This is a genomic window from Vibrio sp. CB1-5 (assembly GCF_059412285.1).
Map to the genome: position 1 here is coordinate 92,982 of NZ_JBJHPB010000005.1, position 21,016 is coordinate 113,997.

A 21,016-nucleotide genomic window follows, 5' to 3' on the forward strand; every position below is an offset into this window, starting at 1 on the left:
ATTTGGAGAAGATGCTATGCAGAATCGAATCGCGTGCGCCCCATGCTGCTGGGGTATTGAAGAGTCTCACAATCCAGAAAACCCAAGCTGGGGCAAGGTGCTAATGGAAGCAAGTGATTGTGGCTATCAAGGGATAGAGCTTGGCCCAACTGACTACTTCCCCGACGATGAGTCACTACTGAGCAGCGCATGTCGAACCCGCGGGTTATCCATTTGCGCGGGTAAACTTCAGCTGCCGTTTAGTGATGTAAACGCCTTAAGCCATATTCTCGACGAGACAGAAAAAACCTGTATTCGTCTAAGTAAGCTAGGTGTTAGGACGCTGCTTTTGATGGAAGGTAATCACCCTGAACGCAATACCTCAGTCGGTCAAAGCGCGACGGCGCCTCGACTTAATAAAACGCAGAAAGACGCGTTAATCGATGTGCTTAATCAAGTCATCGAGGTTGCTGAGAAATACAGCTTGAGATGTTTATTGCATCCAGGTGTCGGTGGCTACATCAGCTTTCAAGATGAAATTGATTATGTGTTGTATGCGATTCCAAACCACAAGCTAGGTTTGTGTATCGATATTGGGCATGCCTTCCTGGATGGTATGGATCCAGTGAGCATCATTAAGCAATATGGTCGCCGTATCGAGCACGTTCATCTTAAAGATGTGTCGCTGGACAAACTAAGGCTTGCGATTCGTGATAAAAAGCCTTGGGTTGACGCCTATGCGACGGGCTTGGTGACACCGCTAGGTGATGGAGACATTAAATTGACGCACGTACTCTCGTCGCTCAGAGAAAGTGATTATCAAGGCTGGCTCGTTGTAGAGCATGAGCACAATAAACGTGCACTCACCCGTGTTGTGGATGATTTGCAGCGCAGCAGACACTACTTAACGTCCATAGGTGTTTAATCGTGAGTGTGGTAACAGACCCACTTTTCTATGTCATGGCTGTTCCTGCTGTACTTATCTATGGTATCGGCAAGGGCGGCCTTGGTGGGGCTTTAGGCATTATTGCTGTGCCGCTGATGGCGCTGGTGGTCGCACCGACGCAAGCGGCCGCTATTTTGCTGCCTATTTTAATTGTGATGGATATCTTTGCGGTTCGCCACCACTACAAAAGTGCGGATTATGGTGTGATTAAACGCATGTTGCCGGGAGCCTTATTTGGTGTGCTGCTTGCGGGGTTGTTTTTGGGAATTACCTCGGAAGCTGGCCTCAAGCTAACCATTGGTTTGCTGTCTCTGGCGTTTTGCCTTCAATATTGGCTGGATGGCGAGCAAAAACAAACCAAACCGAGTGCGCTATCTGCATGGTTTTGGAGCGCTCTCAGCGGTTTTTCCAGTACTGCCATTCATGCTGGTGGTGGGCCTGCGAGTATCTATCTGTTGCCGCTAAGGCTTGAAAAAGTCACTTTGATCGCCACCATGGCGGTGTTGTTTGGCCTTATTAATCTTGCAAAAGTGATCCCTTACTTAGCATTAGGGGAATTTGATGCCACCAACTTGTTGACCGCGCTCATTTTGATCCCTTTAGCACCACTGGGTGTCAAACTTGGAGTGATGTTACTGCATCGTGTCAGTCAGGAGAGGATCTATCAGCTCTGTTATCTGTTCCTTTTCGTGTCGGGCAGTAAACTTTGTTTTGATGCTGTCATTGCCCTCGTTTAATCGCTGGTTTCTGGGTCATTGCTTAGCAGGTACGTTTTGAAATTTGTCGCGGTTGGCGAAGCTGACTGCGGTGAGTGATAGTACAAGTTGAGGCTCCACACGCTAGTCTCGTAATCAAGCAAAAGTGGTTTTAGTTTACCTTCATTTATCGCCTGTTTAACGAGAAAGTCGGGCAAATAGGCGATACCCATCCCGTTGACGGCGCCTTTGAGAAGTAGGTCACTGTCGTTTACCTCTATAGTTTTGGGCACTTTTAAAAGTGTGTTTTCAGACTGACGCCTAAAGATCCAATCGTTGCTCCCGGTTAGTGTGGTTGCCACTAAACAAGGATGTCGAAGGAGATCTTTCGGGTGTTCAGGTTCACTGTGTTCACGCAGGTAATCAGGGGATGCCACAACGACAAAAGGACATTGCATTAGCTCTCTTTTTACTAGCAATAAATCTTTTTCACGGTAGCCTTGATAACTCGCATTGGCGCTGATCATTAGGTCACTGGTACTGGCATGATCCAGTGCCCAAGGCGTGACATTTATATTGAAAGTAACCTCGGGATGATCTTTGGCGTAATGGCGTAGTTTATCCATTAAGAAGTGATTGGCGTAGACAGGTGTACAGGCAATGTCGATATGGCCTTTTTCGTGGGATTGGTAGTCTTCGAGTTTACGAGTGATACGTTCTGCGCTATCGACAAGAGGAGAAAACTCTTCAAATAGAGTTTGGCCAGCGTGGGTGGCTTCTAACAAACGATTGGAACGGTAGCACAACGCCGTTCCAAAGTGGCTTTCTAGCTCTTGTAGCCAACGACTGCCTGCGGACACCGAAATATTACAGCGACGTGCCGCTGATGATATAGAACCAGAACGAATGACGTAGATGAAGAAAGCCATTTTATCGAGCATAGTGAGTCTCCTAATGCCGTCTTTCTCGCGCTCAAAATACTGCTTTGACGATGTGAGATTTCAAACGTGAGATCTAAAACGTGAGAGTAAAAACGAAAAATGGGAGCGGTTGAAACCCGCTCCCAAATACGCAAATTACTAATGGTTAAACATGAGCTTGGTCAGTAGAGTGGGTGTGTTTTTTACCCAGTTTCTCTGCCATTACTTCTTCCATTTTCTCCAGACTGACACCTTTTGTTTCAGGTACATAGCGAACGACCACATACATACAGATGATGGAAAGAATTGCGAATAGCCAGAAAGCAAATGCACCGTTAAAGTTCTCTTGTAAGTAAGCATTGTCGTTTAGCATCGGGAATGATTGCGTGACGATGAACCCCGTGAACCACTGAGCACCAACGGCAATGGCCATAGCGCGAGAGCGAATGCTGTTCGGGAAAATCTCAGAGATCATAGTCCAGCATGCGCAGCCCCAAGAGGTTGCGTAAGAAACTACATACAGACACAGAGCGAATAGAGCGGCATAGCCTTCAGTTTGTTGATACAACACGTAACCGACCACAAACATGCCGAGCGCACAGCCAAACGTGCCGTACTTCATCAGCGGCAGACGACCTACTTTGTCAATAAGGTACATGCCCAGTGCGTTACCTAGAATGAAGACCACACCAACGAAAGTTGTTTGGAAAAGAGCGTTTTCAGTAGACCCCGTGATCGGCTTTAGGATCTCTGGTGTGTAGTACATGATGACGTTGATGCCCGTTAACTGTTGAGCAGCAGCGACAAAGGTACCGATAACCAAAATAGCAAACAGCAATGGTGAGCGTAGGCTGACTTTATTTTTGTTCGCACTGCGGCTGTCTGTGAGTGAATCTTGGATTTCACGGATAAGCTGATCGGCGTGCTGTGGATTTGAGATGCGAGATAGTGTCGCTTTTGCTTCAGTCAGTTTACCTTTGAGAACTAACCAGCGTGGCGACTCTGGAATGATGAACAATAAAGCTGCGAACAGTGCGGCAGGGATAATTTCAGAACCTAGCATCCAGCGCCAACCCCAATCGACCAACCAAGCTTCAGACATACCTTTTGCGATTAGGTAGTTAACGTAAAACACCCCGGTTTGACCAATGACAGCAGACTGCTGGAACATACTCACTGCACGGCCACGGAAATCCTTAGGAGCGACTTCCGACATGTACATCGGCGATACTACGCAGGCTAAGCCAACGGCAATGCCACCAACGATACGTAGCATAACGTAAACACTGAAGGTGGAAGCAAGTGCTGAGCCCACTGCGGAGATCATAAATAAGATGGCGGCTATAAAGAGGGTATTGCGTCGGCCATATTTTAGCGCGGCCCATCCGGCACTGACGGCACCGATAATACTACCGAGTACCACGCTGGACACTGCCCAGCCAGTTTGGGCTGAACTTAGCCCAAAGTGCTCACGAATCGGACCAATCGCACCAGATATTACAGCGGTGTCATAGCCTAAGAGAATTCCGCCAAGCGCTGCAATACAACAGATACGAATGATATAGGCAAGATTGTGTTTACTAGCTTCTACCTTGGATGTAGCTTCCATTAGATTTTTCCTTATTGAGATTCCCTCAAAACTGTCCCTTTACCATCGAACAAGAGCTAGCTGAGGTGAGCCCAATACTTCGGTTTGTAGGGTACGAGTATTGGCATTCTATAAGTCCAGCAGATGTTATAGTTGTGTGTGTTTGAAAATAATTTTTCATTTTGCTGGTGTTTTAATCATATTGACTCTTTTTGATTTCTACTACCGGTAAACTGTCATTTTGTCCAAAAATGTTACCTGTATCAAACTATGATAAATCTTTTTCAAACCCTGCAAGTTGTTTAAGGCATTGATTTTTATTGCTTTAATAAAAGTGAGATCTAGATCAAATACGATTGAAACCCGCGTTCTACTTAGGTTTTTTCCATTTTTAGTTTGTTTTGAAATTCTCAATCGATGACGTGAAAAATATTTTTCAATTTCGTTTTTTTTGGCTAAAGTAGTCCTCAGTGAAACAACAGGAGATGTTCAAAGCTTCCCAACCCGATGACTTAGTCACCGCGATAGCTTTGAGTCACTTGGAAAATCTTTTAAACATTGTCGGAGAATAAAAATGAGCAACGTGCAATATGGAATTAGCCCACTGACTTGGACCAACGATGATATGCCAGAGCTTGGTGGCGAGATCCCTTTGGAAACATGTTTAAGTGAAATGGCTGAAGCGGGATTCACAGGCACTGAGCTAGGCACTAAGTACCCACGTGAGCCTGAAGTATTAGTACCTCTGTTAAAAGAGCATGGCCTTGTGTTGGCGTCTGGTTGGTATAGCGGCAATCTAATGACTATGACAGCAGATGAAGAGATTGCTGCTATGCAAGAGCACATCAAACTTCTGAAGGCGGCTGGCTGTAAAGCAATGGTTTATGGTGAAGTGAGCAATACCGTTCATGGCGACATCAACACTCCACTTTCTCAACGCGTCATCCTATCTATGGATGAGTGGAAGATGTATTGCGAGAAGCTAACGAAAGTAGCGGATTACCTCTTGAACGAGCATGACATCAAGCTCTCTTTCCACCATCACGTTGGCACTATCTGTGAAACAGAAGACGACATCAATCTAATGATGGAATTCACAGGTGATTCTGTGTTCCTAACCTTAGATACAGGTCATATCACCTATGGTGGTGGTAACCCAGTAACCATGATTGAGCGTTGGGGTCACCGTATCGGCCACATGCATTTCAAAGATCTTCGTTTAGATGTAATGAAAGCGGCACGCGAAGCGGATAAATCTTTCCTAAATGCAGTACTAGACGGCGTATTCACAGTGCCAGGTACGGGCGATGTGGATTATGACGATGTATTTGCAGCGCTTAAAGCTCGCAACTACCAAGGCTGGTTATTGGTTGAAGCGGAGCAAGATCCTGCAAAAGCACACCCATTAACGTTCGCGAAAACAGCTTACGAGAACATCACGGGCTACGCGGAAAAATACGGCTTGTAATAGAGCTCTGGATAATGGGGAGCAGCGCTCCCCATGATAAAAGCTACGAGGTTAGGGATGCAAAACGTAGCTTACTCATGGAATGGACAACGTTGAGACTACCGAGGAAGAGAATGAAAACTGTACGCCTAACTGTCGCAGAAGCGCTTGCACAATACTTAGCTGCTCAAATGATTGAAATTGATGGAAAGAAAGAGCAACTGTTCGGCACCGCTTTTGCCATATTTGGTCACGGTAATGTGACGTGTTTTGGACAGCAATTAAAGAACATTGAAGACAAAATCCCGACTTGGCGTGGTCAAAACGAACAGTCGATGGCGACGGCTGCCATTGCTTATGCAAAAGCAAACCAGCGCCGACGTATTGGTATTGCGACGAGCTCTATTGGCCCAGGTGCGACCAATATGGTGACAGCAGCAGGTATTGCTCACACCAACCGACTGCCCGTTCTGCTGATCGCAGGTGACGCTTACGTAAGTCGACTACCTGATCCTGTATTGCAGCAACCAGAAAACTTCTATGATCCATCGATCACTTGTAATGATGCATTTAAACCTTTGACACGTTACTGGGATCGCATTATTTCACCAACACAGTTGATGCATTCTTTACCGCAAGCGATCGACACCATGCTTGATCCAGAGACATGTGGCCCAGCATTCATTGGTCTTCCTCAAGACATTCAAGGCGTCGCGTACGACTTCCCAGAAGTCTTCTTTGAAGAGAAAGTACACCGCATTCGTCGTCCAGAGCCAGAAATTGCTGATCTTGAAGATGCAAAAGCAGTACTGATGAAAGCAGAAAAACCGCTGATTGTTTCTGGTGGCGGCGTTCATTACTCGCTCGCAACGGATGAGCTTGCGGCATTCGCGAAACAGCACAGTATTCCTGTCGTTGAGACCATCGCAGGTCGAGCAACGATGCTACAAAACAATCCGCTAAACGCAGGTCCTATCGGCGTCACTGGCTCGGATTCAGCAAATTATATGGCGGCGCACGCTGATGTTGTGGTTGCTATCGGTACGCGTTTGCAAGACTTCACGACTGGCTCGTGGAGCGTGTTTAAAAACCCAGACATGAAACTGATTACTATCAACGTCGGTCGTTTCGACGCAATCAAACATCGCGCATTGCCAGTTAAGTGTGATGCAAAACGCGGTTTGGTTGAGCTTTCGAAACTGCTAGGTGACTGGGAAGGCGACAGCGCATGGGCACAGACTGCGAAAACCCAGGCAGATGAGTGGAAAGCTGTAGTTCACCGCCGCACCAACCCTCAAGAGGGCGACTTGCTACCAGGACTTTCGTCATACGCAGAGGTAATTGGCAAGCTAAACAAATCCATGCAACCGGGAGATACCGTGTTGACAGCAGCAGGCGGCTTACCTGCTGAGTTAGCAATGAACTGGCAAAACTACCAAATCGGTAAATTTGATATTGAGTTCGGTTTCTCGTGCATGGGCTACGAAATTGCAGGTGGTTGGGGGGCGAAAGTCGCAAACCCAGACAACGACGTGGTAGTGCTTGTGGGTGACGGTTCCTACCTGATTCAAAACTCAGACATTTACTCATCAGTACTGACGGGTCACAAGATGATTGTTGTGGTGTGTGATAACGGCGGTTTTGCGGTTATCAACAAGCTGCAAAACAACACGGGCAACGACTCATTCAACAACTTACTTGAAGACTGCCGCCGTCCAGATGGCGAAGTGGCTCGCGTCGACTTTGCGAAGCACGCTGAAGCACAAGGCGCAATCAGCGAGAAGCTAACGTCTGTTGATGAGTTTGATGCAGCATTCCAGCGCGCGAAAGAAGCTGACCGTACTTACGTTATCGTTGTCGACATTGACCCAGTATCACCAGCAGCATGGTCTAAGTGCGATTGTTGGTGGGAAGTCGGTCTACCTGAAGTTACTCGCAATGACCACGTTGCAGAGAAAGTCGCCAGTTGGGAAGAAGGTCGCGCCACACAGCGCCGCGGCGTCTAGCTACGAATTCTATTTAATTTTCTAACACTTAATCTCGGCTCCTAGAAACTAGGAGCCACACAAGGAGTCAAGCATGTTTAATGAAGAGCGTCATTTTGAGCAGCCAATTCGTTGGGCAATGGTAGGTGGTGGTCGTGGTAGTCAAATTGGTTACTCTCACCGCAATGCAGCGCAGCGTGATGGCTTGTTTAAGTTGGTAGCTGGTGCGTTTGACCTAGATGCTGAGCGCTGCCGCGATTTCGGTGTCAATCTTGGACTAGACCCAGAGCGCTGTTATTCAAGCTATAAAGAATTGTTTGCACAAGAAGCGCAGCGTGAAGATGGCATTCAAGCGGTATCCATCGCAACGCCAAACTCCACTCATTATGAAATCTGTAAAGCCGCACTGGAAGCCAAGCTTCATGTGGTGTGTGAGAAGCCAATTACCTTTACCACAGAAGAAGCAGAAGAGCTTAAAACTATCGCAGCACAAAACAACTGTGTTATCGGTGTTATGTACGGCTATACCGGCTTCCCAATGGTTCAGCAGGCTCGTGAAATGGTTCAGCGTGGTGACCTTGGTGAAATTCGTGTTATCAACATGCAGTTCGCTCACGGCTTCCACAACGAAGAATATGAAAAGAATGATCCGGGTCTGAAGTGGCGTGTAAGCCCTGAAGTATCGGGTCCAACTTATGTACTAGGTGATATCGGTACTCACGCCTTCTACCTCAACGAGGTCATGACAGGTTTAGAAGTCGACAGCTTGGCATGTATGCGTCAGAGCTTTATCGAATCTCGTGCGCCACTCGAAGATAACGCGCACGTAATGATCAAGTTCAAAGGTGGTGCAGTGGGTACGTTGTGGGCATCTGCAGTCAACTCAGGCTCAATGCATCAACAGAAGATCCGTATTGTCGGCTCAAAAGCGTCGATCGAATGGTGGGATGAGTATCCAAACCAACTTCGTTACGAAGTGCAAGGCGAGGCGCCTCGAGTGCTAGAACGCGGTATGGGTTACCTGTATCAAGATGCGGAAGGTGTTGCGTCTAACCGCGTAGGTGGCGGTCACGCTGAAGGCTACTTTGAGTCTTGGGCAAATCTATATCATCGTTTTGCGATGGCATTTGATGCCGCTGATCGTGATGACCAGGAAGCGTTGGCGGGTATTTGGTTCCCAGGTATCGATGCCGGTATTGAAGGCGTACGTTTGTGTGAGAAGTGCGTTGAGTCAGCAGACCAAAACGCCGCTTGGGTTAGCTACAACTAATAGGAATGACGATGACTAAAATTGCATTTCAACAAGACAGACCGTTGGATGCCATCGTTTTAGGGCGCGCGGGTGTGGATCTATACGCCCGCGAATCCAAAACCGATATGGCAGACATTTCAGGTTTTAACAAGTTTGTTGGTGGCTCTGCGGCTAATATTGCAGTCGCTGTGAGCAAGCTTGGTGGCAACGTAGGTTTTATTGGTTGCGTAGCCAATGATGCTTTCGGTGGCTATGTCAAAGGTTACATGTCTGAGCAAGGGATAAACCTTGACGGCATGATGACGGATGATTCTGGCTCTCGCACGTCAGTGGCGTTCACAGAGATGAAACCAAGCGACTGCACTGTGCTTATTTACCGCAACAACGCGTCAGATCTCACCATCAAACCTGAGCAAATCGATCCGGAATATATCGCTAGCTCCAAGATGTTGGTAGTCACCGGAACGGCACTATCTGAGAGTCCAAGCCGCGAAGCAACCATTCTTGCTATGCAGCACGCTCGCCGCAGTAACACGCTGGTCGTTCTGGATGTCGATTATCGTCCTTATTCATGGCGCACTGACACAGATGCTTCCATCTACTACGGCATCGCATCGAGCCTATCTGACATTGTGATTGGCAATCGCGAAGAGTTCGACATGATGGAAACGGTCATCGCACCGGGCAACAAAGATGACGACGCTACTGCTGAGCGCTTTATGCGTGACAACACTCAAATTGTTGTCATCAAAGCGGGGGAGTTTGGCTCTAAGGTTTATTGCTGTGATGGTACTAAATTCCAACAAGGTATCTTCCGAGTAGACGTAAACAAACCATTTGGTTCTGGCGACTCGTTTGCTGGGGGGCTGATTTGGACGCTCGTTAACGGCGGCACATTGCAAGAGGGCGTGAGAAATGGCTCTGCAGCAGCGGCAATTAATGTCAGTGGCGATAGCTGCACAGAAGCGATGCCAACCAAAGAGCAACTTTTTGATTTTATTGAGACAAGAAACCAAGGTGTTTGATGGCATCAATTTGATGCGATTTTGAAGACAGCTTTTCGTCTCCCGGGCCGGTATTTCGACTCCAGATACTCGCGAAAATACACACCATCGTGGCCCGGTTTTTTCATATGTGAACAAGTTTAGGCAATTAAAACTGCGCTCAACGAAAAGAGCAGTGAGGAGAAAGAATATGGGTAAACATATACCACCCTACGACAATAAAAATGAGCCCATTGTAGGTATTAACGACGAAGTGACCCCTTTGTGTTACTTCAACCAAGTCTGCTTGACTCAAGGTGGCACTTTCATTCATCAAGTTGAAGGCTATGAATCTGTTATTGTACTAGCAGGCGGCACATGCAGCGTATCGGTGACCAACGGCGAAGACACGCAAGTGTTCGACAACATCGGTAAGCGAGCTTCTGTATGGGAAGGTAACCCAGAAGCGGTTTACGTTCCACTTGGCTATACAGCGCAAATAGAGTGTGTAAGCGAAAATGCTGACATCATGATTGCAGGCGGTAAGTTTGAAGCGTCTCTAGAACCATTCTGCGTGCGTGAAGAGAACGTCGATATTGTTCAATACGGCTCTGATGACACCAAAACACATCGCAAAATCAAGCATGTTCTTGGTCAATCAAACTCGGAAAAACGTGGTCGTTTGCTAGTCAGCGAGCTGTTTACCGTTGGTGCAGGTGGTTGGTCTGGTTTTCCTCCACACAAACATGACGAAGACCGCGTAAAAGAAGATGGCAGCCGTGAAACGCTATACGAAGAAGTGTATCAGTTCCGTTTCAATCCTGATTTCGGTTTCGGTGCACAGTTCCTTTACGAACATGAAGATGATCACGGCCCGGTTTACCATGTAAAAACTGGTTCCGTTATCGCCATCGATAAAGGTTATCACCCGAGTGTGGCAGCACCGGGTTACGAGATGTACTACTTCACCATTATTGTCGGTAAAACAGAGAAATCTCTGATCCAACACTTTGACCCTCATCATGAATATCAAGTGAATACCATTCCAGGTATCAAAGATATGATTGCGAAATTCAAATAGGAGGCGATGATGCTAGTTAATCTTAATGATTTATTACCAGACGCTGCAGCATCCGATTACTCAGTACCTTGCTTCAATGTTTTCGGTTACGAAGATGCGCGAGCTGTTGTAGAGGCAGCGGAAGAAGTGGGCAAGGCCGTCATTCTCGCTTGCAATAAAGATGTTGTTGATTTCTATGGTGTTGAGACCGCTGCGGCCATGTTCTTAAATCTTGCTCATCAAAGTAGCGTTCCTGTGTGCCTTCACTTGGACCATACTTATGAAGAGGACATTGTCTTCAGAGCGCTTAAAGCGGGCTTCAGTTCAGTGATGTTTGATGGCTCACAGCTAACACTGGATGAGAATATCGCACGTACTAAGAAAGTGGTCGAAGTGGCCCATGCGCTGGGCGCATCGGTGGAAGGCGAAATTGGCTCCGTACCTTATGAAGAAGGGCGTGACCATATTAAGTCTATCTATACTGAGCCGGAAGATGCGGCACGCTTTGCAGAGGAAAGTGGTGTTGATTGTGTGGCGATTTCGGTTGGCAATATCCATCGTCTAACGGAGCCAACGTGTACGATTGATTTTGGGCGTCTGGATCGAATTGCGAGTCATGTGACAGTCCCTCTTGTGATACACGGAACCAGTGGTATTCGTGATGAGGATATGCTCAAACTTAAACAGAGCCGCGTGTCTAAGTTCAACATTGGCACCTGTTTACGTCAGGCTCTAGGTCACAATCTACGCGGTTATATGAATGATGAACCGCAGAAATTTGATCGAATCTACTTTATGCAAAAGGCGATGCCTTATGTTAAGCAAGAAGCGATTCGCAACTTTGAGTTATTATCATAAAATAGAGTCCCCAACTTAACTTTGGATGGGGACCGGTTGACTATTTATTGCGTTCGAACAGGAGAGCGTTATCACTATGGATGTAGAAGTAAAAGAACCTGCTGATTTAGATTCACTGCGCGAACTTATCGTTAAGCGTTATGACGGCTTGAGTAGCCGATTGCAGCAGGTAGCCGACTTTGTCATGGAACAGCCAATGCTGGTCGCCGTAGAAACCATGGCAACCATCGCTCAGCAGGCTAATGTGCCGTTGTCGACCTTAAGTCGTTTCTCTAATGCGATGGGCTTTGATGGTTTTACGTCTATGCAAATACTGTTTAGAAACCAGTATTTAAACCGTCCTAGAGACTATAAAGAGCGTGTTCGCAAAGCGCGTGAGATGGAAGATGTACCGCATGACTCTCCTCAGGCCATATTCCAAGACTTTGGCGATGCTAATATAGAAGCGCTAGAGCAGCTTCAGGTGATGGTATCTCCACAAAAGTTAGAGCGTGCCGTTGCTATGCTTGAGGGTGCTGAAACCATCTACATTCAAGGTATGCGTAGGGCTTATCCTGTCGCTTTCTACCTTTGGTATGCGTTAATGAAGTCTGACAACAACGTGGTACTGCTCGATGATCACGGTGGCATGTTGTCACCAATGACACGCCGTATGAATGAGAAAGACGTGTTGTTTACTGTGACTTTTAATCCGTACGCGCAAGAGACCAGCGATCTTATCGACCAAGCGCACAAAAAGAATGTTCCTATTATCGCTATCACCGATAATCAAATGACACCTCAAGGCAGCAAGATGGAAGTTTGCTTTGAGGTACAAGAAGGTGAAGTCATGGGGTTCCGCTCGCTCAGTAGCTCTATGTACCTTGCTCAAACACTGGCGGTCAGTTTGATGTGCCGCGAAGTGAAATAATCATAATTAATGACTACCCAACTTAATTGAATCGCAAGCCTTGTATCAAATAGTGCAGCAAGGCTTGGTTTCTTGTTGCCTGAATTCAAGGAGATTCGCTATGCGTTTTGCTTTACATGGAATGTGCTCGCTTCACAGCAATATTATTTCAGACATTCGTCTTGCTCATGAGACGGGCTATCAAGGGCTAGAAATCCACACCGAAAAACTTTGGCGCTATATCAAAGCTGGCCTATCGGCAGAGCAGTTCAAACAGCGTCTTGATCAATTCAATATAGAGCCCACCGCGATCGACATCATTGGTGCCATCGAAGTCACAGATAAAGCGTCAAAAGCTCAGCTTTTCAAAGATACCGAAGTGTTGTGCCAGTTTGCGCAGAAAATTGGCGCGCCGACTATCCAGCTGAACGCTTTTGAAGCGCTGAATGGATTGACGTTAGATCAAAACATTGAACTGACGGCACAGAATATTCGCTCCATTGCGGATATTGGGAAAGAGCACGGTGTTCGTTTTCAGTATGAAGGGGCGGCGTGGACACCCATCGCATCACTCGATGATTACTACCGCCTACTAGATGCCGTTGGGCGTGATAATTTCGGCTTTGTTCTCGATACATGGCATTTCTGGGCATGTCGCGGAGCTAGCCTGGAACAGATCGCCAGTATTGACCCGGCGCTTATCTACAACGTTCACATTTCAGACGGCGCTCGTCCCGAGCTAGGAGCGGCTTGGCCTGATGAAAGAGAACTGCGTGGGCACTTTATCGGTCACGGTGATATCCCACTTCAAGAATGGGTCGATGCTATTCAATCAACGGGCTACGACGGCTACTACTCTGGTGAATATCTCAATGATCAAATGTGGGAGCAGGATTATCACGATGTTGCTACTAAGATGCTTCAGGGTATGAAAGCGCTGTTCTAACTTCTTTGGGGCGTGGTTGAGTCCACTTGACGGTGAGAAAACCCTCATATTGAGTGGACTTTGTTGCGCGTTTTACGAAATAATTTTTTCAAAATATTATTATTGAATTAAAAATTTCAATAATAATTAAGGCCACGGAGAAGCCCCTATGTCTCACCTTCTTTCTAAATATTCGCCAATTGAGTCCGACTCTCTTGTTCAATCGATAACACCCAAGAGTGCCAAATGGGAGTACGTGGGGTTCGCTGTTCATGAGCTGAAAGTGAATGAAACACTCACTATTGCTCGCTCATCAACAGAGAAATGTTTGGTGCTGGTATCGGGAAGGGCAACGGTAACAGTTAAAGATCAGATATTTAGTCACATTGGTGAGAGGATGTCTCCATTCGAGAAAGACGCGAACCAGAAGCCTATTAAGCCATATTCAGTCTATGTTGCCGCTGAGCAAACGGTTCATATTATTGCTGAAACAGATTTAGAACTCGCTGTTTGTGAGGCGCCTAGTGAAGGCACTTTAGAAAGCCGATATATCAGACCGCAAGAGGTAGAAGCGGAACATCGAGGTAAGGGACAAAATCAAAGGTATGTACACAATATTCTCCCAGACAACAAACCGGCAGATAGCTTGCTGGTGGTTGAAGTGTTTACCGAACAAGGCTGCACCAGTTCATACCCAAGCCACAAGCACGATCAAGACATTGATGCGCAAGAAACCTATTACCACCGATTAAACCCAGAACAAGGGTTCTGCATGCAGCGCGTGTATACCGACGACCGCGAACTTGATGAGTGTATGGCGGTTTACGACAAAGATGTGGTGATGGTGCCAAAAGGGTACCACCCGGTGGCGACGATGGCAGGGTATGACAGCTATTACCTAAATGTGATGGCAGGCCCTAAGCGCAAGTGGCTGTTTAGCTGGGAAGATGCACACGCATGGATTAACTCACAGGATTATAAGTAACGGCGATGAGTGTTGTATGGCTCCCCACTGAGGCAATGCCGCTCATGAATAGTTTATTCTGGTCAGACTCAACGATGAGCCTGACTAACGACAAGCAAAGGAAGGAGTACAGAATGTATAATATCGCGCTGTTTGGAGCAGGGCGCATTGGGCAAGTTCACGCTGTGAACATTGCCAACCACCCTGAAACCAATTTGTATTCGGTGATTGACCCTTATGATGTTAATGCCAACTTGCTATGTAATCAATATGATGCTCAGCGCCAATCGATTGAAGAAGCGATGGTAGATCCTAATGTGGATGCTGTGTGTATTTGCTCGGCAACGGATACGCATGCCGATTTAATTGAACTGGGTGCCAAAGCCGGTAAAACCATTTTCTGTGAAAAGCCTATTGATCTTGATTCCAGCCGAGTACGCGATTGCCTAGGGGTTGTGAAGCAATATCAAGTGCCGTTGCTTGTCGGTTTTAACCGCCGTTTTGACCCTCATTTTGCCAGTCTAAAACAACGTGTCGTTGATGGTGAGTTGGGTGAGCCCGCAACGTTGACGATCACGTCTCGTGACCCTGAGCCGCCACCGGCGGAATATAGCAAGGTCTCTGGTGGAATGTTCCGTGACATGAGCATTCATGATCTTGATATGGCAAGGTTCATTCTAGGTGAAGATCCGATATCCGTAACGGCTCATGGCAGTTGTAAAATTGATCCTGAGATTGGAAAAGCCGGTGACATCGATACCGGTGTGATTGTGCTGAACTTTGCCTCTGGCGCTATCGCGACAATTCTCAACAGCCGTAAGTCTGGCTATGGTTACGATCAGCGTATTGAGTTACACGGTGAGAAAGGGATGCTGCAAGCTGACAATGTTCGTGAGAACTTAGTGAGTAAGACATCTGAGCATGGTGCGGAAAACGCCAAGCCGCTTCATTTCTTCCTAGAGCGCTACAAAGAGGCCTATATTGCTGAGTGGCAGCACTTTGTTGATGTGCTAAATGGGGGGGCGCCAAATTGCTCAGGCGTAGATGGCGAGTTTGCTCTGCGCCTTGCCGATGCGGCGATTGAATCGATGAAGAGCAAGCGAACGGTTGTGCTATAACTCGATATATTCGTTGTGGGCTGTTAACAATGCAATGAGTTAACTGAGCAACAAGATAAAGGAACAATAAAAAACAGCGCCTAAATAGGGCGCTGTTTTTTTATTTGTGTTTACTATTTATCGCCATAGAAACAGCGAGACTTTGAACCAAACATAGTGAGGCTGATTGCGAACGAAAGGCGTCGACTTTGGCTTCTTTAATTACAAAGCTCACATCACTAAACGCGGTCAGCGGGCTGACTTGGCTATCGGTAATGACGATTTGCTTGGCACCCGCTTTGGACGCTACTTCACTCAGTGCCACAGTCTCGTTGGCGTAGGGGCTGAAGCTTATTGCCACAATCGCGTCGTTCGCGCCTATCATGCTCAATTGTTCTTCATACATGCCGCCAAGGCCATCGATTAAAAATGCCCGCTTGTTCAAGTGTCTGAGGGCGTATGTGAAATAGGAGGCGACACTGAATGAGCGTCTAAGACCAATCAGATAAATGTTGTCGCAGCTCTCGAGTATATCGATAGCGCTGTTAAGATCTTCTTCAGAGGTATGAGTCGCAAGAAAACTCATAGCTTGTGAGTTGGCGTTAGCAAATTCTTGCAGTATCTGCCTTGGACTTTCTGGGGTAAGCGGTTCTGTGTGCAGCTGTTTATGGATCCTAGCACGATCCGTATAGCTTGACGTTTCCTCGACGATTTTATTGCGAAATAGCTGTTTCATTTCATTGAAACCGCTAAACCCAAAAGCGCTGGCAAATCGAATCAAAGTCGATGGTGGGACTTCGGCTTTCTGGGCGATGACGGCGACGGTTTCCAAAGCGATATCATTGGGGTTATCTAGCACGTACTTCGCAACTTGTTGAAGACGCTTACTTAACCCAGAATACTCGAGTCGTATTTGTTCTTGTAATTCACTTAATGTCGCGGCCAAAATCATAGAGTTCTCCGAAAGCCAAAACTAAAAGTTAGTGTTTATAAAATACCTGATTTGCGTTTGGTTTGAAATATTTGTTTCAAAACAGGGAGGGCTCACTAGAACGAAAAACGCGCCTTATTAAAAGGCGCGATGAGCCAAACCGAGTGCGACGATTCTAAGGTATCCAAGGTAACCAGAAATCCAAGGTATCTAACTACTCAAGGCAAGAGAGTCGCCTCGTACCCTACTCAAAGTGAATTATTGGGGCTGTTATTTGCTCTTCTTGTGACGTTTCATATCAAACATGACCGCAAAGATGATAACTAAGCCCTTCACGACTTGTTGCCAATAAGCAGAGACGTTGAGTAGGTCGAGTCCATTTTGCAGCACACCCATGATCATGGTGCCGACAATCGTACCTTGAATAGTACCAATGCCGCCTGCGTGAGAAACCCCACCGACTGTCGCTGCCGCGATAGCATCGAGCTCATACATGATGCCGAGGCCAGGCTGTCCAGAGTTGATTCGCGCTGCCAAGATAAGTGCTGAGATACCTGCTAATAAACCGGCGTAGGTGTAAACCAAGATTTTATAGCGCTTGACGTTGATACCTGAAACGTAGGCTGCGGTTTCATTACCGCCAATAGCGTAAGCGTACTTACCAAATCGGGTATAGTTTAAAAGCACATAGGAGACAAAGGCCATGACGGCGAAGATGATGACAGGTACCGGAATACCGAGAACGCTACCTTGGCCAATCCATTGGTAAGAATCGATAAGGCTACTGACAGGGCGGCCATCAGAATAGAGTAGTGCTGCACCGCGAGCGACGATCATCATTCCCAGCGTCGCAATGAATGGAGGGATACCGGTGTAAGCAATCAGTGCGCCGTTAATATAGCCACATAAGGCGCCGACGGCCAGCGCCGCAATGATAGGGACGATAACCGGCAACTCAGGCATGGCAGGATACATACGCATCGACCAATCGATAGTTTGCGCCATACTGGCTGAGACCACCGCGGCAACAGCCAGCACGGATCCTGATGATAAATCAATGCCTCGGGTAATAATGATGATGGTCACACCCAGTGCAAGAAGGCCGATACTGGCCATTTGTGTCATCACATTCAATAGGTTAGCGACCGAAAGGAATACGGGTGATAGGATGGACATGACAATACACATCACGACAAACACCACGTATATCGCATACTTGGAAATCATTCGTTTGAAATTGGTTGGAGCTTGACCTTCCGCGGAGGTCGCTTTGATCAGTTTAGCAATCATAACTGCATTCCTTGAGTTACTACTCAGCCACAAGCCTGGATTTTCTAGACTCGAGGTGGTTTAAAATGTTGGGGGGTCTTTGTTCAATTGAGCTCTAAAGTTAGAAAAGCCCTATGGTCAATTGAGCGCCATCGACATAATTTTCTGTTGTGTGGCGTCCGACCCTTCGATATGGCCTTTTAGCTTGCCTTCGTGCATCACCAAGATGCGGTCACTCATGCCCATGACTTCGGGGAGTTCGGAGGAGATCATGACCAAACTTTTGCCCATGCCCGTCAGTAGGCGCATGAGTTTGTATATTTCTGATTTCGCACCCACATCGATTCCGCGCGTCGGTTCATCGAGGAATAGAATGTCCGGTTTCGTGAGCATCCATCGAGCAAGTAACACTTTTTGTTGATTGCCTCCACTGAGGTTGTCGATCATTTCGTACATACCTGGCGTTTTGACTTTCAACTTTTCGCAATGTGTTTGGCTGTCTTGCTTCATCTTGCGGACATCGAGAACATTCACGACTTTGTTTCGGTAAGCGTCCAAATGAGCGATAGAAGTATTGGCGAAGATATCCAGCATAAGGTAGAGCCCTGAGTGACGTCGATCTTCGGTTAAAAATGCCATCTTGTGGCTTATCGCATCTTGCGGCGAGTTGATTTCGACCGTATCCCCATTAATGCGGATAGTCCCAGTGTCTTTTTGTCGAACGCCAAACAGGGTTTCGATTAATTCTGTTCGCCCAGCACCAACAAGACCGGCAATACCTAAAATCTCACCTTCGTGCAGCTTAAAGTTGATGTTGTTAAATGCACCTTCAACACTGAGGTTTTCAACTTCTAGTCGAGTCTTGCCTGGTTTTGCGGTAGCTGGTGGGAAGACATCTCCGAGATCTCGGCCGACCATCATCTGCACTAACTCTTCATTGTTGGTGAGTTTGGCCTCGCGTTCACCCACAAAGCAGCCATCACGAAAGACAGTGATGTCGTCGCAGATTTTGAAAATCTCATCCATCTTGTGGCTGATATACACGATGGCACAGCCACGAGACTTGAGCATTTCAATGATTTCAAATAGGTGATCCACTTCTTTGTCGGTTAGGGCAGAAGTGGGTTCGTCCATGATGATGATCTCTGATTGATACGAGATAGCTTTGGCTATTTCCACCATTTGCATGGTCGCTACGGTGAGCTCGCTCATCGGAGTTCTAGGATCCAGTTTGAGATCCAACTTACTCAATAGCTCGGTGGTGTCGTGATACATTTTTGCGTGATCAATAAGGCGTAATGGACCTTTTACAGGTTCTCTTCCTAGCCAAATGTTCTCGGCAATACTGCGATGCAAAATTGGAGAAAGCTCCTGATGGATCATTGAAATTCCGGCTTCTAAGGCTGCTTTTGCTCCTTGAAATTCAACGTTCTCTCCTTTGTAACGAATGGTACCGCTGTCTCTTTGATAGATACCAAACATCACTTTCATTAATGTCGATTTACCCGCGCCATTTTCACCCATCAACGCCATTACTCGGCCTTGTTTTAAAGTGAGCTGCACGTTGTCGAGCGCTTTTACACCAGGAAAGGTTTTGGTGATACCACGCATTTCTAGTAGGACTTGGCTCATACTATTACTACTCCAAAAAAGCTCCGTATTCGTTAGAGGGGGAGAATACGGAGCGAGGGTGGTTAACCTTCTTGCTTCGCTTTAAACGCTTCGAGGTTGCTTTGAGTTACAAGCTCTGCAGGTATCCATGTGACTTGTTGGTGTTGTTTGCCGTTAACTGCATCGACGGCTGCATCAATGGCTCCACGCGCTTGGCTGCCACCATCTTGGAACACTGTCGCGCTCAATGCGCCATCTTTCACTGCGACCAAACCATCAGGTGTTGCATCGACACCCACTACAACGATATCGTCAAGCTTGCCTGCGGCACGCAGTGCTTGAATCGCGCCAAGTGCCATATCGTCATTGTTTGCTACGATGACATCCAATTTGTCACCTGAATTTAGCCAGTTCTCCATTACCGTCATGCCTTGTGAGCGCTGCCATAAACCGGTTTGCTTTCTAACCACGTTGAAATTTGGGTTGTCTGATAGGAAGTCTTCCACACCTTTGGTACGCATGATGGCTGCTTCATGCGTCAGCATACCCATTAGGATTGCGACGTTGCCACCATCGACAGAATCAACAATGTATTGAGCCTGTGTTTCACCAAACTTAAGCTCCTCTGAGCCCACGTAGTAGACACTATCAGGCAGGTAATCTGGGCGACGGTTGAGGTAAACTAACTCAATACCGGCTTTAATGATTCGGTCAGTCAGTGGTTGGGTCGCATCTGTATTGACTGGTACCAAAATAATGGCGTCCATTTGTTGCACGATGAAGTTTTCGACTTGCCCTAACTGTTTGGCAGCGTCTTCCTTAGCGTCAACAAAAGTAAGTTCGACTTTGCCGTCAAACTGTTTCGCGTAGGTGTCCATCGCATCTTTCATGTAGACCAAGAAAGTATCGTCAAAGTTAGGAATGGCGACACCAATACGAGTTACATCTTCTTTTTTCTCTTCTTGACCACACGCGGTAAGAACAATAAGCCCAAGAACTAATAGTGTTCCTTTAAGCAGTGCTTTTGTGTTTGACGCGAGTATTAACAATCTATCCAGCAACATAGTAATCCCTTGTTTCTTCGTTGGCATAAATGCCTCCTTGGTATCCATCACACCTATCTGTCGATAAATATGAACGTTTCATTTCGTTATTTGATGAAATCTATAGAGCATTTATTCAGTATTCGATCTGATTTTTAATGAACAGTAGCTCAAAAATAGTTTGAAAAATATTTTCTAAAACCTGTTGGTGGTCAACTATAATTCGATGTTTAAATTATCACCACTGCAAATGTGGCGTAATTGTTAAAAGTGTTACTCTGATCTCACTTGGAATTTGGGGTTATTTTTAATTTGGCAGTTAAGTATTTGTTTTTATTCGTTTTTAATGTTTTGAAATGGGTGTTTTAAAAAAGTAATTAGAAGAGCCTTGAAGATCGTGTTTAACTGAAAAAAGAATTAAGGTATATGAAAAATAATTATCGAAAATGGCGTTTTTGTCGGCATTTATGTGAAGGTTAGTATGAAAAGTAGCCACAGGTCACGGTTTTTCATTCTAATTTCACTTTATAATTAAATGAAATAAATGTTTCATTCCATTCTTGGAGGAGATAAC

At 46.5% G+C, this 21,016-nt stretch carries 18 protein-coding genes; 12 read left to right on the forward strand and 6 right to left on the reverse strand.

Annotation, left to right across the window (positions count from 1 at the left end; all coding sequences use genetic code 11):
* Positions 1-16 precede the first annotated feature (16 nt).
* Positions 17-904, forward strand: coding sequence for a sugar phosphate isomerase/epimerase family protein (locus tag ACJB0T_RS05335; protein ID WP_479292498.1), 888 nt, complete (start codon positions 17-19; stop codon positions 902-904).
* Between the two features lie 8 nt (positions 905-912).
* The gene (locus ACJB0T_RS05340; protein WP_418643017.1) at positions 913-1,662 is read left to right on the forward strand and encodes a sulfite exporter TauE/SafE family protein; all 750 of its coding nucleotides are present in this window, start codon (positions 913-915) and stop codon (positions 1,660-1,662) included.
* Here the strand turns inward: ACJB0T_RS05340 and ACJB0T_RS05345 are convergent.
* A complete protein-coding gene (locus tag ACJB0T_RS05345; RefSeq protein WP_479292500.1) occupies positions 1,659-2,561 on the reverse strand; it encodes a LysR family transcriptional regulator in 903 nt (300 codons plus the stop codon). The two genes, ACJB0T_RS05340 and ACJB0T_RS05345, sit on opposite strands and share 4 nt — an antisense overlap.
* A 145-nt stretch (positions 2,562-2,706) precedes the next feature.
* Positions 2,707-4,149 (reverse strand): sugar porter family MFS transporter, encoded by a 1,443-nt coding sequence (locus tag ACJB0T_RS05350; protein ID WP_446647120.1) that lies wholly within the window; start codon positions 4,147-4,149, stop codon positions 2,707-2,709.
* Positions 4,150-4,702: 553 nt separating this feature from the next.
* Here ACJB0T_RS05350 and iolE point away from each other — a divergent pair.
* From iolE to iolG, 10 genes are all read left to right on the forward strand, one after another.
* Positions 4,703-5,596, forward strand: a complete 894-nt coding sequence (gene iolE / locus ACJB0T_RS05355; RefSeq protein WP_418642605.1) for a myo-inosose-2 dehydratase — start codon at positions 4,703-4,705, stop codon at positions 5,594-5,596.
* A 113-nt stretch (positions 5,597-5,709) separates the two neighbouring features.
* Complete coding sequence (gene iolD / locus ACJB0T_RS05360; RefSeq protein WP_418642604.1) at positions 5,710-7,581, forward strand: 3D-(3,5/4)-trihydroxycyclohexane-1,2-dione acylhydrolase (decyclizing); 1,872 nt, start codon at positions 5,710-5,712, stop codon at positions 7,579-7,581.
* Between the two features lie 73 nt (positions 7,582-7,654).
* Positions 7,655-8,830 (forward strand): Gfo/Idh/MocA family protein, encoded by a 1,176-nt coding sequence (locus tag ACJB0T_RS05365; protein WP_319556039.1) that lies wholly within the window; start codon positions 7,655-7,657, stop codon positions 8,828-8,830.
* Positions 8,831-8,841: 11 nt separating this feature from the next.
* Entirely contained in the window at positions 8,842-9,837 is a 996-nt protein-coding gene (gene iolC / locus ACJB0T_RS05370) for a 5-dehydro-2-deoxygluconokinase (RefSeq protein ID WP_418642603.1), read from the forward strand.
* Positions 9,838-10,006: 169 nt separating this feature from the next.
* Positions 10,007-10,876 (forward strand): 5-deoxy-glucuronate isomerase, encoded by an 870-nt coding sequence (locus ACJB0T_RS05375; protein WP_418642602.1) that lies wholly within the window; start codon positions 10,007-10,009, stop codon positions 10,874-10,876.
* Between the two features lie 9 nt (positions 10,877-10,885).
* Entirely contained in the window at positions 10,886-11,713 is an 828-nt protein-coding gene (locus tag ACJB0T_RS05380) for a class II fructose-bisphosphate aldolase (protein WP_112460628.1), read from the forward strand.
* A 76-nt stretch (positions 11,714-11,789) separates the two neighbouring features.
* Positions 11,790-12,623, forward strand: coding sequence for a MurR/RpiR family transcriptional regulator (locus ACJB0T_RS05385; RefSeq protein ID WP_479292503.1), 834 nt, complete (start codon positions 11,790-11,792; stop codon positions 12,621-12,623).
* A 100-nt stretch (positions 12,624-12,723) separates the two neighbouring features.
* Positions 12,724-13,548, forward strand: coding sequence for a sugar phosphate isomerase/epimerase family protein (locus tag ACJB0T_RS05390; RefSeq protein WP_479292504.1), 825 nt, complete (start codon positions 12,724-12,726; stop codon positions 13,546-13,548).
* 148 nt (positions 13,549-13,696) lie between these two features.
* Positions 13,697-14,512, forward strand: a complete 816-nt coding sequence (iolB, locus tag ACJB0T_RS05395) for a 5-deoxy-glucuronate isomerase (protein ID WP_479292505.1) — start codon at positions 13,697-13,699, stop codon at positions 14,510-14,512.
* Positions 14,513-14,625: 113 nt separating this feature from the next.
* Positions 14,626-15,609 carry an inositol 2-dehydrogenase gene (iolG, locus tag ACJB0T_RS05400; protein ID WP_479292506.1) on the forward strand — a complete coding sequence of 328 codons (984 nt, stop codon included), beginning with the start codon at positions 14,626-14,628 and terminating at the stop codon, positions 15,607-15,609.
* Between the two features lie 100 nt (positions 15,610-15,709).
* Here iolG and ACJB0T_RS05405 read toward each other — a convergent pair whose 3' ends face one another.
* The 4 genes from ACJB0T_RS05405 to ACJB0T_RS05420 all read right to left on the reverse strand — a co-directional run bounded on the left by ACJB0T_RS05405 (position 15,710) and on the right by ACJB0T_RS05420 (position 20,490).
* Positions 15,710-16,540, reverse strand: a complete 831-nt coding sequence (locus tag ACJB0T_RS05405; RefSeq protein ID WP_479292507.1) for a MurR/RpiR family transcriptional regulator — start codon at positions 16,538-16,540, stop codon at positions 15,710-15,712.
* Between the two features lie 249 nt (positions 16,541-16,789).
* Complete coding sequence (locus ACJB0T_RS05410; protein ID WP_418642596.1) at positions 16,790-17,809, reverse strand: ABC transporter permease; 1,020 nt, start codon at positions 17,807-17,809, stop codon at positions 16,790-16,792.
* A 117-nt stretch (positions 17,810-17,926) separates the two neighbouring features.
* Positions 17,927-19,420: a sugar ABC transporter ATP-binding protein gene (locus ACJB0T_RS05415; protein WP_418642595.1), complete on the reverse strand. Its 1,494-nt coding sequence runs from the start codon at positions 19,418-19,420 to the stop codon at positions 17,927-17,929.
* A 62-nt stretch (positions 19,421-19,482) separates the two neighbouring features.
* On the reverse strand, positions 19,483-20,490 hold the full coding sequence (locus ACJB0T_RS05420; protein WP_479292509.1) for a sugar ABC transporter substrate-binding protein: 1,008 nt from the start codon (positions 20,488-20,490) through the stop codon (positions 19,483-19,485).
* Positions 20,491-21,016 lie beyond the last annotated feature (526 nt).